Source organism: Bradyrhizobium sp. STM 3809, from assembly GCF_000239795.1.
Lineage (GTDB): Bacteria > Pseudomonadota > Alphaproteobacteria > Rhizobiales > Xanthobacteraceae > Bradyrhizobium.
Map to the genome: position 1 here is coordinate 1 of NZ_CAFJ01000229.1, position 14,636 is coordinate 14,636.

The 14,636-nt window shown below is 66.3% G+C and carries 15 protein-coding genes; 2 read left to right on the plus strand and 13 right to left on the minus strand.

The genetic code is table 11. The features are described 5' to 3' along the window. From lnt to tsaB, 9 genes are all read right to left on the minus strand, one after another. Positions 1-1,232, minus strand: a 1,232-nt coding sequence (lnt, locus tag BRAS3809_RS12545; RefSeq protein WP_085963486.1) for an apolipoprotein N-acyltransferase, incomplete at its 3' end; no start/stop codon positions are given. A gap of 11 nt (positions 1,233-1,243) precedes the next feature. Further along, a complete protein-coding gene (locus tag BRAS3809_RS12550) occupies positions 1,244-2,413 on the minus strand; it encodes a hemolysin family protein (RefSeq protein WP_008962468.1) in 1,170 nt (389 codons plus the stop codon). Between the two features lie 2 nt (positions 2,414-2,415). Further along, positions 2,416-2,925: an rRNA maturation RNase YbeY gene (gene ybeY / locus BRAS3809_RS12555; RefSeq protein ID WP_035656197.1), complete on the minus strand. Its 510-nt coding sequence runs from the start codon at positions 2,923-2,925 to the stop codon at positions 2,416-2,418. Between the two features lie 59 nt (positions 2,926-2,984). Beyond that, a complete protein-coding gene (locus tag BRAS3809_RS12560; RefSeq protein ID WP_052523416.1) occupies positions 2,985-3,962 on the minus strand; it encodes a PhoH family protein in 978 nt (325 codons plus the stop codon). A gap of 64 nt (positions 3,963-4,026) precedes the next feature. After that, on the minus strand, positions 4,027-5,430 hold the full coding sequence (gene miaB / locus BRAS3809_RS12565) for a tRNA (N6-isopentenyl adenosine(37)-C2)-methylthiotransferase MiaB (RefSeq protein WP_008962471.1): 1,404 nt from the start codon (positions 5,428-5,430) through the stop codon (positions 4,027-4,029). Positions 5,431-5,487: 57 nt separating this feature from the next. Further along, a complete protein-coding gene (locus tag BRAS3809_RS12570; RefSeq protein ID WP_008962472.1) occupies positions 5,488-6,207 on the minus strand; it encodes an HAD family hydrolase in 720 nt (239 codons plus the stop codon). After that, positions 6,200-6,652 carry a Fur family transcriptional regulator gene (locus tag BRAS3809_RS12575; protein ID WP_008962473.1) on the minus strand — a complete coding sequence of 151 codons (453 nt, stop codon included), beginning with the start codon at positions 6,650-6,652 and terminating at the stop codon, positions 6,200-6,202. Before BRAS3809_RS12575 ends, BRAS3809_RS12570 begins: the two co-directional genes overlap by 8 nt. A 43-nt stretch (positions 6,653-6,695) precedes the next feature. Then, on the minus strand, positions 6,696-7,178 hold the full coding sequence (gene rimI, locus BRAS3809_RS12580; RefSeq protein ID WP_008962474.1) for a ribosomal protein S18-alanine N-acetyltransferase: 483 nt from the start codon (positions 7,176-7,178) through the stop codon (positions 6,696-6,698). Continuing rightward, a complete protein-coding gene (gene tsaB / locus BRAS3809_RS12585; RefSeq protein WP_008962475.1) occupies positions 7,178-7,876 on the minus strand; it encodes a tRNA (adenosine(37)-N6)-threonylcarbamoyltransferase complex dimerization subunit type 1 TsaB in 699 nt (232 codons plus the stop codon). Before tsaB ends, rimI begins: the two co-directional genes overlap by 1 nt. A gap of 251 nt (positions 7,877-8,127) precedes the next feature. On the opposite strand from tsaB, the gene BRAS3809_RS12590 reads away from it, so the two are divergent. Next, positions 8,128-9,810, plus strand: a complete 1,683-nt coding sequence (locus BRAS3809_RS12590) for a methyl-accepting chemotaxis protein (RefSeq protein ID WP_008962476.1) — start codon at positions 8,128-8,130, stop codon at positions 9,808-9,810. Between the two features lie 273 nt (positions 9,811-10,083). On the opposite strand, the gene BRAS3809_RS12595 is transcribed toward BRAS3809_RS12590, so the two are convergent. From BRAS3809_RS12595 to murJ, 4 genes are all read right to left on the minus strand, one after another. Beyond that, positions 10,084-10,653 (minus strand): NifU family protein, encoded by a 570-nt coding sequence (locus BRAS3809_RS12595; protein ID WP_008962477.1) that lies wholly within the window; start codon positions 10,651-10,653, stop codon positions 10,084-10,086. A gap of 108 nt (positions 10,654-10,761) precedes the next feature. Then, the gene (locus tag BRAS3809_RS12600; protein WP_008962478.1) at positions 10,762-11,256 is read right to left on the minus strand and encodes a universal stress protein; all 495 of its coding nucleotides are present in this window, start codon (positions 11,254-11,256) and stop codon (positions 10,762-10,764) included. Positions 11,257-11,486: 230 nt separating this feature from the next. Then, positions 11,487-12,539, minus strand: a complete 1,053-nt coding sequence (gene trpS, locus BRAS3809_RS12605) for a tryptophan--tRNA ligase (RefSeq protein WP_008962479.1) — start codon at positions 12,537-12,539, stop codon at positions 11,487-11,489. A 49-nt stretch (positions 12,540-12,588) separates the two neighbouring features. Further along, entirely contained in the window at positions 12,589-14,160 is a 1,572-nt protein-coding gene (gene murJ / locus BRAS3809_RS12610; RefSeq protein ID WP_008962480.1) for a murein biosynthesis integral membrane protein MurJ, read from the minus strand. Positions 14,161-14,229: 69 nt separating this feature from the next. On the opposite strand from murJ, the gene BRAS3809_RS12615 reads away from it, so the two are divergent. Further along, positions 14,230-14,636, plus strand: a 407-nt coding sequence (locus BRAS3809_RS12615) for an adenosine kinase (protein WP_035656198.1), incomplete at its 3' end; no start/stop codon positions are given.

Consider the following 14,636-nt stretch of genomic DNA (forward strand, 5'->3'; position numbering starts at 1 on the left):
ATGGCTTCGTAGCAGATCAAAGGAAGAACACGCGGTGCGTGTGGCACGTCCAGGTTGCGTCGCACTGTCCCCGGAATGAAGCCGCCCTGGACGCGGGTCAGTTGCTCCAGCCCGATCCGCTCCAGCAGGTCCTGGAACGGCAGGAACTCGCCGAACGGGACCAGATGGAGCTTGTCGTAGACCGACAGCACGGTGCCGTCGTGGTCGATCACATAGATCGAATTATAGGCCCGCGTGATCGGGGTGTTCTTCGGCCCGTCCGGGGCGCGCACCGAACCCGTGATCAGCACCGTGCCGGGCGACAGCAGGTCCGCGATCTGCCCCATCGCGTCGGCTTCGCGGGTCAGGAAGAACGGGAATGCCGATTCAGGCCAGATCAGGACGTTGGTGTCGCGCACGCCGGTCGCCTTCGGCCCCGATGCGCGGTCGGACAGCGCCAGATAGCGCCGCATCACCTCGGCCTTGGCGCCATAGTTGAATTTGACGTCCTGCTGCAGGTTCGGCTGCATGATTCGCAGCTTGAGATCGGCCACGAAGGCGGTCGGATGGAGCCCCAGCCGGACGGCGCCGAACACGCCCATGATCACCAGCATGGCTGCGGCCGCTGCTGGCACGCGCCAGCGCTCCCGCCACGTCTTGCCGTCGAGCAGCACCGCGGGGCTGGCGAAGATCGCGATCGTCAGGAACGTCATGCCCCAGATGCCGATCAGCGAGGCGGATTGCGCGAGCGCCAGCGGCTTTGACAGCGCATAGCCGAACGTATTCCAGGGAAAGCCGGTCAAGACGTGGCCGCGCAGCCATTCGCTGGCGGTCAGGCAGACCGCGAGCGCCAGAATTCGGGTTGCATCACGTGTCCACAACAACCTAGCGAGTGCAAAGCCCAGCGCCGGGAACAGCGCGAGATAGGCCGGCAGGCCGAGCACCGCGAAGGGCATCAGCCAGGCGAAGGTGTCGGCGTCGACCAGGAAGGCGTTGCCGATCCAGTACAGGCCGGGGACGAAATAACCCATGCCGAAGCAGAAGCCGGTGAGGGCAGCGGCCGGAATGCCGCGCCGCCGTCCGGCCGCCGCGCCGTCGATCAGCCAGACCAGCACGGGGAAGGTGATCGCGAGCACCGGCCAGGCATTGAACGGGGCCATCGCCAGCGAGGAGAGGGCGCCTGCGGCGAGCGCAATCGCCGCGCGTTTCCAGCCCCAGGCCAGGACAATGCCAAGCGCGAGGCTGCGGATCATCGATGGGCGGATCACTGTGAGCTTGCTCCGTCGCCTTGGGGCGGGCTGCTATCGTCAGGACCAGACACAGGGCCGGTGTCCGCCGGCCGCGGCGGATCGGCCGCGGGGGCGCTCTCTGGAACGGATTCCGGCGCGGCCTCGCGGCGCCGGCTCTCGCGCGGCGGGCGCGGCGTGGGGCGCTCCTTGCGCGGCGCGATCCGCAGCCGCTTGACCCGGCGTGGATCGGCGTCGAGCACCTCGACCTCGAAATTGCCGGGGCCGGAGATCAGCTCGCCGCGGACCGGCAGCCGGCCGACATGGTTGACGAGATAGCCGCCGAGCGTCTCCACGCCCTCGCCGGCCTCGCCGGTGACGAAGTCCTCGCCGATCACTCGGCGCACGTCGTCGAGGCTGGCGCGGGCGTCGGCGATGAAGGCGTTGTCGGCCTGGCGCATGATCGCCGGCGGCTCGTCGCTGTCGTGCTCGTCGTCGATCTCGCCGACGATCTGCTCGACGATGTCCTCGATCGAAACCAGCCCGTCGGTGCCGCCATATTCGTCGACCACCAGCGCCAGATGGATGCGCGAGGCCTGCATCTGCGCCAGCAGGTCGATCGCGCGCATCGACGGCGGCACGTAGAGCAGCTTGCGGATGATGTTGGCTTCGAACAGCGGCATCGAGAGGTCGACCGTTTTGAGGTCGAGCCCGGCCGGCAGAGGTTTCTTGCGCCGCGCTTTCACCTCGTCGGAGACGCGGGCCTGCGCGGTGGTGAAGGCGAGCAGGTCGCGGATGTGGACCATGCCCTCGGGATCATCGAGCGTGTCGTTGTAGACGACGAGCCGCGAATGCGACGCGCTCTCGAACAGGCTCATCAGCTCGCCGAGCGTGATGTCGCGCCTCACCGCGACGATGTCGGCGCGATGCACCATCACGTCGGCAATGCGCCGTTCGTGCAGATCGAGAATGTTGCGCAGGAGCGTGCGCTCGACCGCGGAGAAGCCGATGTCGTCGGGCGTCGACGCGTCGAGCACGACCTGCAGGTCGTCGCGGACAGAGCCGCCGCCCTTCCAGCCGAACAAATTGCGCAGCGCGCGCAGCAGCCAGCTCTCGCTCGGCGAGCGGCCAAGCTCGGACGGCGGCACCACGGCCGGAAGATTGCGCGTGTTGCGCGGATTGTCGTGGATCGGTTCGGAATCGGCCATGGTCAATGCATCCGTTCCCGGTCGGCATAGGGATCGGGGATGCCGAGATGGCCCAGGATCTCGGTCTCGAGCGCCTCCATCTCCTCGGCCTCGTCATCGGTCTCGTGGTCGTAGCCGATCAGATGCAGGAAGCCGTGCACGGTGAGATGGCTGAGATGATGGGCGAACGGCTTCTGTTCCTCGTCGGCCTCGCGCCGCATCGTCTCATAGGCGATGGCGATGTCGCCGAGCATGCGCGGGGCGTCGTCGTCGCCGCGCGGGCCGGTCGGCTGCAGCGCCGGAAACGACAGCACGTTGGTCGGCTTGTCGATGCCGCGCCAGTTGCTGTTCAGGGTACGGATGCCCTGGTCATCGGTCAGCATGACCGCGATCTCGGCATCGCCGACATCGGCATCCACCATCTCTGCGGCGGCGATGATGGCGCGTTGTATGACGTCCTCGGCGTCGGGCTGGTCCTGCCAGCATTCGGCGGCGACAATGACCTCGGTGATCGGAATGGGACTTTGTGGCATCCTGGTCGAGTTCTGTGCGGATGGCGCTCGCATCGCGCGCCGATCGGCGTGCTCCGGAATCAACGGGCTTTCGGGCCCTCATAGGCCGCGACGATGCGCGCCACCAATTCGTGGCGAATGACGTCCTCGCCGGTGAACCTGACCTGGGCGATGCCTTCGACGCCGTCGAGCAGGCGCGCGGCTTCGGCAAGCCCCGATGTCTGCCCGTTGGGAAGGTCGACCTGCGACGGGTCGCCGGTAATGATCATGCGGCTGTTCTCGCCCAGGCGGGTGAGGAACATCTTCATCTGCATCGACGTCGTGTTCTGCGCCTCGTCGAGAATGATCGCCGCATTGGTCAAGGTGCGCCCGCGCATGAAGGCGAGCGGCGCGATTTCGATCTCGTTGGCCTGCAAGGCGCGCTCGACGACACGCGCATCCATCAGATCGTACAGCGCGTCGTAGATCGGGCGCAGATAGGGATCGACCTTCTCGCGGAGGTCGCCGGGCAGGAAGCCGAGCCGTTCGCCGGCTTCGACCGCGGGCCGCGACAGGATGATGCGATCGACTTCCTTGCGCTCGAACAGCTGCGCGGCATGCGCCACCGCGAGCCAGGTCTTGCCGGTGCCGGCCGGGCCGATGCCGAACACCAGCTCGTGGCGCTTCAGCGCGCGGATGTAGGAATCCTGCGCGGCGGTGCGGGCGCGCACCGGGCGCTTGCGCAGATTGATGCTCTCGAACGCGTTCTTGCCGTTCTTGGCGTCGAACTCGAACAGCGAGCCCTGCGCGACGACCGCGCGGATCGCGCCTTCGACGTCGCCCTGGGACAGGTCCTGCCCCTTGACGGCCTGCGCATACAGCGATTCCAGCACCCGCCGGGCCGCGTCGCAGCCGTCGCGCGACCCGCCGATGGTGATGTGGTTGCCGCGCGAATCGACGACGACGCCGAGGCGGCGCTCGACCAGCGCGAGGTTCTGACCATAGGGGCCGACCAGGGCGGATGCGGCGCGGTTGTCGTCGAAATCGATGACGACCTGGGTTTCGGGGGGCATGGACATGTCGCGGTCGAACTTGCGGCTGGGAGCGAGGGAAGATGAATCCGATGCGCTCTTGGGCAAGTGCTCAGCCTCCGATGGACACAAGGGGCAGCGCGGCGTCCGGAACCGGACCCGCTGTCGTCGTAACGAGCTCGCCGAGCAGGCTGTAACGCTCCAGACTGTCGATCCGCACCGGCAGAACCTGGCCGATGATGTCGTCGGATGCCATCACATGGGCCGGCTGCAGATAAGCGGTCCGCCCAACCAGCTGACCGGACTTGCGAGCGGCGCGTTCGAACAGCACGTCGACAACGGTGCCAATCGCGGAGCGGTTGAAGGCCGCTTGCTGGCTGTCGATCAAGCCCTGGAGACGCTCCAATCGCTCGTCCATCTCGGTCGCTGACACCATCTCCTGCATGTCCGCCGCCGGTGTGCCCGGGCGCGGCGAATATTTGAATGAATAGGCTGCAGCGTAGCCGATTTGATCGATCAGCGCGAGAGTGGCGCGGAAATCTTCCGCAGTCTCTCCGGGGAACCCGACGATGAAGTCCGAAGAGAATGCAATATCGGGCCGCGCGCTGCGGAAACGGTCGACAACCCGCCGATAATCGGCCGCGCTGTGCTTCCGGTTCATGGCCGCAAGGATGCGATCCGATCCCGACTGGACCGGCAGATGCACGAACGGCATGACCGCCTGCAGATCGCGGTGCGCCGCGATCAGGTCGTCATCGACGTCATTGGGATGGCTGGTGGAATACCGGATACGGGCGACGCCGGGGATCTCTGCAATCCGATGGAGCAGCCGGCCGAGCGTCCAGGCGCGGCCGTCCGGCCCCTCGCCATGATAGGCGTTGACGTTCTGGCCGATCAGCGTGATCTCGCGGACGCCGCTGTCGGTGAGCTGCATGACGTCATCGACGATCCGCGCCACCGGGCGCGACATCTCGGCGCCACGCGTGTACGGCACCACGCAGAAGGTGCAGAACTTGTCGCAGCCTTCCTGCACGGTGACGAAGGCCGACACGCCGCGGGCGCGGATCGCCTCGCGGCTCGGCCTGGCCAAGAATCCGAACTTGTCCTCGGCGGGAAACTCGGTCTCGATCGCGCGCTCGCCGCCGCGGGCCCGCGCCAGCAACTCCGGCAAATGATGATAGCTCTGCGGCCCGACCACGACGTCCACGGTTGGCGCGCGGGCAATGATCTCCCCGCCCTCGGCCTGGGCAACGCAGCCGGCGACCGCGATCTGCATCGCGCGCCCGGCCTTGGCCGCCTCCTCCTTCGCGACCCTGAGACGTCCAAGCTCCGAATAGACCTTTTCCGAGGCCTTCTCGCGGATATGGCAGGTGTTGAGAATGACGAGGTCGGCGTCGCCGGCGTCAGCGGTCTCGACGAATCCTTCGGGCCCCAGCGTGTCCACCATGCGCTGGGCATCGTAGACGTTCATCTGGCAGCCATAGGATTTGATGTGCAGCTTGCGCGGCGGCGTCATGGACCCTTGCATGCGGTCGGGAGCGCGCCGCGGCTCGGCGCCGCGCTCAGATATAGGCTAGACCGCCGAAAATCCAGCGAGCGGACCCGTTTTCTCGCCCAGTTTTCTGAGAATCATTGGCAACTGCCGCATGTCGTCGAACACCTGGGTCGCGCCGGCCGCGCGCAGGCTGTCGGCGTGGTCAGGCCGGCAATGACTGCCGCCATGGAACCCGAGCACGGTCATTCCGGCTGCGACACCGCCCCGGATACCGGCAAGGCTGTCCTCGACGACCACGCAGGCGGCGGGCCGGGCGTTCATCTGCGCCGCCGCGAACAGGAACAGATCGGGCGCCGGCTTGCCGTTCTCGACCTGCGAGGACGAGAAGATGTGCGGAGCCAGGCGGTCATAGAGCCGGGTGGCGCCGAGGCTGACGCGCATCCGCTGATGCGATCCGGAGGAAGCGACGCAGACCGGAATATCGATCGTGTCGAGCACCTCCACGATTCCCGGAACGGGATGGAGGTTCTGTTCGAAGGCGCGGAACAGCCGGTCCTGCAGCCGGGCATTGAAGTCAGCCGGCAGGCTGCGACCGAGCTCGGCCTCGACTTCCATGGTCGCCTGCTTCGAGGAACGGCCGAGGAAGCGGTCGAACACCTGATCGGCCGTGATCGGATAGCCGCACAGGCTGAGCACGTCCGCGTGGGCCTGACAGGAGATCACCTCGCTGTCGACCAGCACGCCGTCGCAATCGAAAATGACGAGATCGAGGTTGGAAGCCTTTGCCGCGTCAGCCATTCGTCTCTTCGTCGAGCGGCACGCAATACAGCTCGAGCCGGTGGTCGACCAGCTTGTAGCCGAGCCTGCGGGCGATCTCCGCCTGCAGTTTCTCGATCTCCTCGGAGGTAAACTCGATCACCTTGCCGTCGCGCAGATTGATCAGGTGATCATGATGGCTGTCGCGCATCTGCTCATAGCGGGCGCGGCCTTCGCGGAAGTCGTGGCGCTCGATGATGCCGGCGTCCTCGAACAGCTTCACGGTGCGATAGACCGTGGAGATCGAGATCTTGTCGTCGACCGCGACACAGCGCCGATACAGTTCCTCGACGTCGGGATGGTCGCTGGCCTCGGCGAGCACGCGGGCGATGACCCGGCGCTGCTCGGTCATCCGCATGCCGGTGGCGGCACAGCGGGCTTCGATACCGGTGGAATTGGGCGCTGGCGTTGTCTTCAAGGAGGTCATTGTGTCTCGCCTCAAGGATGCGCTTTCTGCCACCAAGCGCAGGTTACGACAAGTCCCGGCGCATCAGAAGCGCGTTCAACTGTTCCCCGCCGGGTTGCAGGTAATAGCGTTCCCGGCGGCCGACAGTGGCAAAACCGGCGCGTTCATACAGCCGTCGCGCTGGCTGGTTGTTCTCCTCGACTTCGAGAAAAACCGTGCGAACGCCGCGACCTGCCAAGTGTCCGAGATGTGTCAGCAACAAATCACGAGAAAGGCCGCGGCCGCGCTGATTTGGGTCAAGTGCAACCGACAAAATCTCGGCCTCGTCGGCGCCGATGCGCGAGACGATGAAGCCGATGAGTTTGCGACCGAGTTGCAGGCGATGGATCAGCGTGTTGCGCTCGGCCAGCATGATCTCGAACTCGCCCTCGCCCCAGCCGCGGTGGAACGACGCGGCATGAATCTGGGCGAGCTTGGCGGCGTCGCGTGCGGCGGCGGTCTCGATCGACGGTTTGGGGCGGCCAAGCCACCGGAAGAACATGTTCATTACGATATGGCCGTCTTCACCCGCGCGAGCTGGGCGGGCGAGGGCGGCTTGACGTCGGGCGCGCGCAGATAGAATGGCCGCGCCGGCGCATGCGCCGGGTCTGCCGCCGCGCCGAGCCATGCGACCCACATGATATCGGGACCGGCCTGGACATCGACCGCGACCGGCGCGGGCTCCGACGGAGGCCAGCGCTCGGCGATCTGGGACGCGGCATTGCCGACGAGATGCGGCGCGCCGAAGCGCGCGGCCGCCAGCACACCGTCGATGGCGGCGACCTCCGGCGCGATCAGCTCCTCGCCGCTGCCGCTCACGACTTGGTAGTAGACATGATCGTGCCTGGCATCGATCACCGAGATCACCGGATGCGCGCGGTCCTCGCTGACCACCGGCGCCGCATAGGCTGAGAGCGTCGTGACGCCGACCACCGGCTTGTGGGCCGCCAGCGCTATGCCGCGCGCGGCGGACAGGGCGACCCGCAGCCCCGTGAAACTACCCGGACCGGTGGTGACCGCGATCCGGTCGAGATCCGGAAAGCCGACGCCGGATTGCTGCATGACGCGCGCGAGCAGCGGCATCAGGGCTTCGGCATGGCCGCGCTTCATGGGCAGCGTGTCCTGGGCGATCATCTCGGCCGAATCGGTATTGAGTACGCCGGCGGCGCAATGGTCGAGGGCAGTATCGATGGCGAGGATCAACATCCGGTCAGGTTCGCAGTAAGGGAGCGCCGAATACCTTTTTGGGTACTTTGATAAAGTCGGTTGCCGTCTTCTTACATCCTGATCAGGAAAAACGCATCACGCGGCAACCGCCAGGCAGGTAAACTACTGAATTGCCGATCATTTAAGCAAATCTTTCCGGGCGTGTGGGAGTTGTCCCCTGCATATGTCGATACGGCTGGCGCTTCCTGCCGGAGCAGGAGCTGCCCCACGTCCCGAGAAGAGGATCTTCCATGTCGTTCTGGTCAGGCAACTCGGCATCGCGCGATGCAATGGCTCAGGTCGAGGCGATCAATCGGTCGCAGGCCGTGATCGAATTCGGCACCGACGGAACGATCATCACCGCGAACAAGAACTTCCTCGACGCCATGGGCTACGCGCTGGACGAGATCAAGGGCAAGCATCATCGCATGTTCGTCGCGCCGCAACTGCGCGACAGCGCCGAGTACCAGACCTTCTGGGCCGACCTGAGAGGCGGCAAGTTCCGCTCCGGAGAATACAAGCGCTTCGGGAAGGACGAACGTCCGGTGTGGATCCAGGCGAGCTACAATCCGGTGCTCGAGGGCGGCAAGCCGGTCAAGATCATCAAGTTCGCCTCCGACATCACTGCACGCAAGATGCGCAGCATCGAGGATGCCGGCAAGATCGCCGCCATCGGACGGGTGCAGGCCGTGATCGAGTTCGATCTCGACGGCACGATCATCGATGCCAACGATCAATTCCTCGGTGCGATGGGCTATACGCTCGCCGAGATCAAGGGACGGCACCACAGCATGTTCGTGCTGCCGGGCGAGCGCGACGGTGTGGGCTACAAGGAGTTCTGGGCAAGCCTCCATCGCGGCGAGTTCCGCTCGGGCGAGTACAAGCGCTGCGGCAAGCACGACAAGGAGGTCTGGATTCTCGCCTCCTACAATCCGATCCTCGACGATACCGGGCAGCCGTTCAAGGTCGTGAAATATGCGTCCGATGTCACGCAACAGAAGCTGAAGGCCGCCGACTTCGCCGGCCAGATCGCGGCGATCCGCAAGTCCCAGGCGGTGATCGAGTTCGACATGAACGGCAATGTGCTCGATGCCAACGACAACTTCCTCAAGACGCTCGGCTACACGCTGGCCGAAATCAAGGGCCGGCATCATCGCATGTTCATGCCGCCGGGCTCTGCCGAGAGCGCTGACTATCGCGAGTTCTGGGCGGCGCTGGCGCGCGGCGAATTCCAGACCGGCGAGTACGAGCGTGCCGGCGCGGGCGGCCGCCAGGTCTGGATCCAGGCGACCTACAATCCGATCAAGGATCTCAACGGCAAGCCGTTCAAGATAGTGAAATTCGCCACTGACGTGACCGGGCAGGTGATCACCCGCATGAAGGGCGACAAGGTGCGCGGCATGATGGAGCATGTCGCCGCCGGAGCCGAGCAGCTCAATTCATCGGTGCAGCATATCGCCGACGCCATGGCGAGGTCGAAGGAGACGGCGACCGCCGCCGTGATGCGCGTCGAGGATGCGGATCAGCAGGCCAAGCGGCTGTCGTCGGCGGCCGGCGCGATGAGCAGCATCGTCGAGCTGATCGGCAGCATCACCGGCCAGATCAACCTGCTGGCGCTCAATGCCACGATCGAGTCGGCGCGCGCCGGCGAGGCCGGGCGCGGTTTTGCCGTCGTTGCCGGCGAGGTGAAGAACCTCGCCAACCAGGCCAAACAGGCGACCGACCGCATCGGCAGCGAGATTGGCAATCTCACCGGCATTTCGTCCGACGTCGTCGGCGCGCTCGACGCCATCAAGGCCGCGATCCAGAGCGTCGATGCTTATGTCTCGTCGACGGCCCAGGCCGTCGGCGAGCAGAGCGCGGTCACCGGCGAGATGTCGTCGAACATGCGCCAGGCAGCGGCCGAAGCCGCCACCATCGGCAAGGCGGCGTGAGAAAAGCAGGGCTATCGCAGCTGACGACCGCTGATTTGCACTCGCCTTTCACCACGTCGTCAAGGCCGGGCTTGTCCCGGCCATCCACGTCGTCCGTCATGCTGGGAACAACGTGGATGCCCGGGACGGAGCCCGGGCATGACGGAGTTAGCTAGCAGGCAGGATTCCTTGGCGCGACAGTCCCGGATTCCATGTGCCAGAGCCGAGTGGAGAGAGAGCCAATAGCGATCGCCGAGCAGCGAATGGAGAGTCCCGTCCGCTACTCGCTTCGTTTCACATCGGCCTGACTTCGACCACTTCCGGCACGAAGTGCTTCAGCAGGTTCTGGATGCCGTGCTGCAGGGTCGCGGTCGATGACGGGCAGCCGGAGCAGGCGCCCTTCATGTTGAGATAGACGATGCCATCCTTGAAGCCGCGGAAGGTGATGTCGCCGCCGTCATTGGCGACCGCAGGGCGGACGCGGCTTTCGATCAGGTCCTTGATCATGCCGACGGTCTCGGTGTCGGCCTCGTCGTAGAACTCGTCGTCCTCGTCGGCGGACTCGTCGTTGGCGGCACTGCCGTCGGCGAGCAGCGGCGCGCCCGACATGTAGTGCTCCATGATCGCGCCGAGGATGGCCGGCTTGAGATGCTGCCATTCGCCGTCGCTCTTGGTGACGGTAATGAAGTCGGCGCCGTAGAACACGCTCGTGACGCCGTCGACGGCGAACAGCCGCTCGGCCAGCGGAGAACGCGCGGCGGCGTCGCGGCTCGCAAATTCCATCGTTCCGGTCGGCAGCACGATGCGGCCCGGGATGAACTTCAGGGTGGCGGGATTGGGAGTGGCTTCGGTCTGGATGAACATGGTTTTCTCCGGCAGCGCCGGTTCAAGGCCGGCCTGTTGGGCTGTCTTAGCAGATGGCAAGCGAGCGCGCACGATCAAGAGGGCTCGGCCCCGGACTCGTGCTTAAGTCTATGAAAGCGCGTCGATATCGACGTCGCTGAGATCGCCGGGGACGATCACGAGCGGAATCGGGAAGGCGCCGACCGTCTTGATCACATGGGTCACCAGCGGTCCCGGCCCCTCGGGCCCGGCATGCGCGGCCAGCACCAGCAGCGCGATGTCGCTGTCATGCTCGATGGTCGCCAGGATCTGGGCCGTGGGCTCGCCCTCGCGGATCACCCGTTCCTGCGAGCCGACACCGATCGCCGCCAACAGCGCCGCTGCCTGGTCGAGCGCGGCATTGGCCTCGTCCTGCGCCTCGGCGCGCATCAGGTCGGCGACCCCCAGCCATTGCTGGTTCTGGTCCTCGGTCTCGATGATGTGCAGCATCACGATACGGCCGCCACCGCGCATCGCCCAGCGGCCGGCATAGCGGATCGCCCGATCCCATTCGGCGCTCTCGTCGACCACGACCAGGCATTTCGGCGCATGGCCGGTCTGGTAGCTCTGCCGCTGCGCCGCCATGGGGGTCCCGCCTGCTGCTGCGAGTCGATCCGGCGGGGATGCTGCCACAGCCCAACCCCGTTGGGGAGGGGGCCCGCGGGTTCCATGTCGGACGCGGGCCGCTGTCCGGCGCTTGCGCTCCGGACGAACGCCGGAGGTCTCGTAACCCGGATGAGCGAAGCGACATCCGGGTTCAAGCATGCAGTTCGTGTGAACCCGGATGTCGCCTCGCTCATCCGGGCTACGGCAGGTCAGGCCTTGCGGATGAAGCCGACGATGTCCTTGGCGGTCCTCATCGTCTCCGCGGCGATCGCCTGGGCGCGCTCGCCGCCGTCGACCAGCACGGAGTCGACATAGCCCGGATCGGCCGTCAGGCGCTTCATCTCGGCGGCGATCGGACCGAGCTTGGTGACGCAGAGCTCGACCAGCGCGTTCTTGAAGCTGGAGAACTGGCCGCCACCGAAGTCGCGCAGCACGTCCGCCTTGCTGCGATCCGACAGCGCCGCATAGATGCCGACGAGGTTGTCGGCCTCGGGACGCGTCTCCAGGCCCTTCTCCTCGCTCGGCAGCGGCTCCGGATCGGTCTTGGCCTTGCGGACCTTCTGCGCGATCGTGTCGGCATCGTCGGTCAGGTTGATGCGCGAATAGTCCGACGCATCGGACTTCGACATCTTCTTGGTGCCGTCGCGCAGCGACATCACTCGCGTCGCCGGACCGGTGATGAACGGCTCCGGCAGCGGAAAGAACAGGCCGTCGCCGAAGCCCTGGGCGCGGATCGAGTCGCCGAAATCATTGTTGAACTTCTGGGCGATGTCGCGCGAGAGCTCGAGATGCTGCTTCTGGTCCTCGCCGACCGGAACATGGGTCGCGCGATACAGCAGGATGTCGGCCGCCATCAGCACCGGATAGTCGTACAGACCGACGGACGCGTTCTCGCGATCCTTGCCGGCCTTCTCCTTGAACTGCGTCATGCGGTTCAGCCAGCCGATGCGCGCGACGCAGTTGAAGATCCAGGCAAGCTCGGCATGGCCGGAGACCTGACTCTGGTTGAACACGATGTGCTTCTTCGGGTCGATGCCGGCGGCGATGAACGCCGCGGTGACCTCGCGGGTGTTGCGCGCGAGCTCGGCCGGACCGCCCCAGACGTCGATCGGCATCGTGATCGCGTGCATGTCGACGACGCAATAGATGCAGTTGTGCGTCTCCTGCATCTTCACGAAGTTGACGATCGCGCCGAGATAGTTGCCGAGATGCAGGTTGCCGGTCGGCTGGACGCCCGAGAAAACCCGTTCCACGAAGGCCATGGTCGCTGTTCCAGATGATGGATTTGCTGCGTCGTTTGGCACGGGCGCCTCAAAGGTGCAAGTCGCCAGCGGGCAGGTTCGGAACGGAGCGCCGCCGGACCGCCCGGAGCGTCTGGCGCCCGTCGACGACGCCGAGCGCGAGCAGCAACGCTGCGTAGACGATGATCGCTCCGCCGATCAGGGCCGCGAGCAGAATGGCGGTGGCGACATGGCTGCCAGCCGCAACCTTCAGGACGCCGGCGACGGCCCAGAGCGCCACGGCCATCAGGGCTGCGGCCAGCGCGATGCGCGGCAGCCGGCGCCGCGCCGCGCCGGAGATCGCAAAGCCGAAGCTTGACGCGCCGCGCCGGAGCAGCACGACGGCGTTGGCCCAGGCGCCGAGCGCTAGTCCGGCGGCTATGCCGCTCGCGGCAAACATCTGGCCGAGCAGGAACGCCAGCGCGATCGCCACGCCGCATCCGATCAGGGTGGCGCGCAGCGGCGTCTGCGTGTCCTCGCGCGCAAAGAACGCCGGCTGCAGCGCCTTGGTCAGCACCTGCGCGGGCAGCGCCGCCGCGAGCCAGGTCAGCACTTGCGCCGTCGCGGCCGCATCCTCCGCGTCGAACGCGCCATGTTCGAACAGCAGGCCGATGATCGGCGCGTTCAGGATCATCAATCCGAGCGTCGCCGGCAGCGCGAGGCCCATCGTCAGCTCCAGCCCGCGCGATTGCACCTTGGACAGTGCCGCGGCGTCGCCGGCATGCAGCGCGCGCGTCAACTCCGGGATCAGCACGGTGCCCATCGCGACGCCGACGAGGCCGAGCGGCAATTCGATCAGGCGATTGGCGAAATAGAGCCACGACACCGCCGAGGGCGTGGCCGAGGCGATGATCGCGCCACCGACCGCCAGCAGTTGCGGACCCGCGCTGGCAACCATGCCGGGCAGCGCACGCGCGAAGAAGCCGCGCATCGCGGCATCGAACGAGACCCGAACCGGCGTGGCGATCTTGTTCCGGCCGCCGCGCCGCGCCAGCATGATCAGCTGCAGCAGGCCGGCGATGCCGATCGTCGCCGCGAGCAGGAGCGCGCCTCGCGCCGGATCCGGATGTTGCGCCAGCAGCACGATCGTCACCGCGATCAGCGCGACGTTGAACAGCAGCGGCGCAAAGGCTGCCAGCACGAAGCGGCCGCGCGCACTCGACAAGGCGAGCAGCACCGTCGAGGGACCGGCAAATGCGAGATAGGGCAGCATCAGTCGGGCGTCGTTCACCGCCATGGTGAGCGTCTCGTCACCGGCAAAGCCGGGCGCCAGCGCCGTCATCGCGAGCGGCATCAGCAGCGCCAGCGCGAGCGTGGTGGCGAGCAGGCCGGCGCTGACGGTGCCGAGGACGCGCCCGGCGAAAGCGGCCGCCTGCGTTTCACCGTCCTGCTGGTATATCCGCAGCCACGCCGGCACCAGCGCCGCATTGAGCGCGCCCTCGGTCAGCAATCGTCGGATCACGTTGACGAGCTGAAACGCCGCCAGAAACGCATCGGCGACCGGCCCGGCGCCGAGCAGCGCGGCGATCAGCGCGTCCCTGCCGAAGCCGAGCAGCCGCGAGCTGAGTGTTCCTGACAGCACGGTCACGAATGATCGGATCATGAGGCTTCTATAGCAGCGCCGCTTGTGATAGGCCGCAGCGTTTGCAAACGCCGTAAACGGGGCCAGTGGATGACTGACGCGAAATACGATGTTCTCGGCATCGGCAACGCGATTTTTGACGTGCTCGTGCAGGCCGACGAGGCCTTTCTCGCCAGACACGGCATGACCAAGGGCAGCATGGCCCTGATCGACGAGGCCCGCGCGGCGGCGATCTATGCGGATATGGGTCCGGCGACCGAAATGTCGGGCGGCTCCGGGGCTAATACCATCGTCGGGCTGGCCAGCCTCGGCGCGCGTGCCGCCTATGTGGGCAAGGTCAAGGGCGACCAGATCGGGAAGATGTACAGCCACGACATCCGCGCCGCCGGCGTCGCCTTCGACACCGCGCCGGCCGCCGACGGTCCGGCCACCGGCTGCTGCTACATCCTGGTGACGCCGGACGGCGAGCGCACCATGAACACCTATCTCGGCGCCGC

Excerpts from the sequence above, each read along its gene's own strand:
- BRAS3809_RS12550 (WP_008962468.1), bottom strand. The coding sequence starts at position 2,413 with ATGGCCGATTCCGAACCGATCCACGACAATCCGCGCAACACGCGCAAT.
- ybeY (WP_035656197.1), bottom strand. The coding sequence starts at position 2,925 with ATGCCACAAAGTCCCATTCCGATCACCGAGGTCATTGTCGCCGCCGAA.
- BRAS3809_RS12560 (WP_052523416.1), bottom strand. The coding sequence starts at position 3,962 with ATGTCCATGCCCCCCGAAACCCAGGTCGTCATCGATTTCGACGACAAC.
- miaB (WP_008962471.1), bottom strand. The coding sequence starts at position 5,430 with ATGACGCCGCCGCGCAAGCTGCACATCAAATCCTATGGCTGCCAGATG.
- BRAS3809_RS12570 (WP_008962472.1), bottom strand. The coding sequence starts at position 6,207 with ATGGCTGACGCGGCAAAGGCTTCCAACCTCGATCTCGTCATTTTCGAT.
- BRAS3809_RS12575 (WP_008962473.1), bottom strand. The coding sequence starts at position 6,652 with ATGACCTCCTTGAAGACAACGCCAGCGCCCAATTCCACCGGTATCGAA.
- rimI (WP_008962474.1), bottom strand. The coding sequence starts at position 7,178 with ATGAACATGTTCTTCCGGTGGCTTGGCCGCCCCAAACCGTCGATCGAG.
- tsaB (WP_008962475.1), bottom strand. The coding sequence starts at position 7,876 with ATGTTGATCCTCGCCATCGATACTGCCCTCGACCATTGCGCCGCCGGC.
- BRAS3809_RS12590 (WP_008962476.1), top strand. The coding sequence starts at position 8,128 with ATGTCGTTCTGGTCAGGCAACTCGGCATCGCGCGATGCAATGGCTCAG.
- BRAS3809_RS12595 (WP_008962477.1), bottom strand. The coding sequence starts at position 10,653 with ATGTTCATCCAGACCGAAGCCACTCCCAATCCCGCCACCCTGAAGTTC.
- BRAS3809_RS12600 (WP_008962478.1), bottom strand. The coding sequence starts at position 11,256 with ATGGCGGCGCAGCGGCAGAGCTACCAGACCGGCCATGCGCCGAAATGC.
- trpS (WP_008962479.1), bottom strand. The coding sequence starts at position 12,539 with ATGGCCTTCGTGGAACGGGTTTTCTCGGGCGTCCAGCCGACCGGCAAC.
- murJ (WP_008962480.1), bottom strand. The coding sequence starts at position 14,160 with ATGATCCGATCATTCGTGACCGTGCTGTCAGGAACACTCAGCTCGCGG.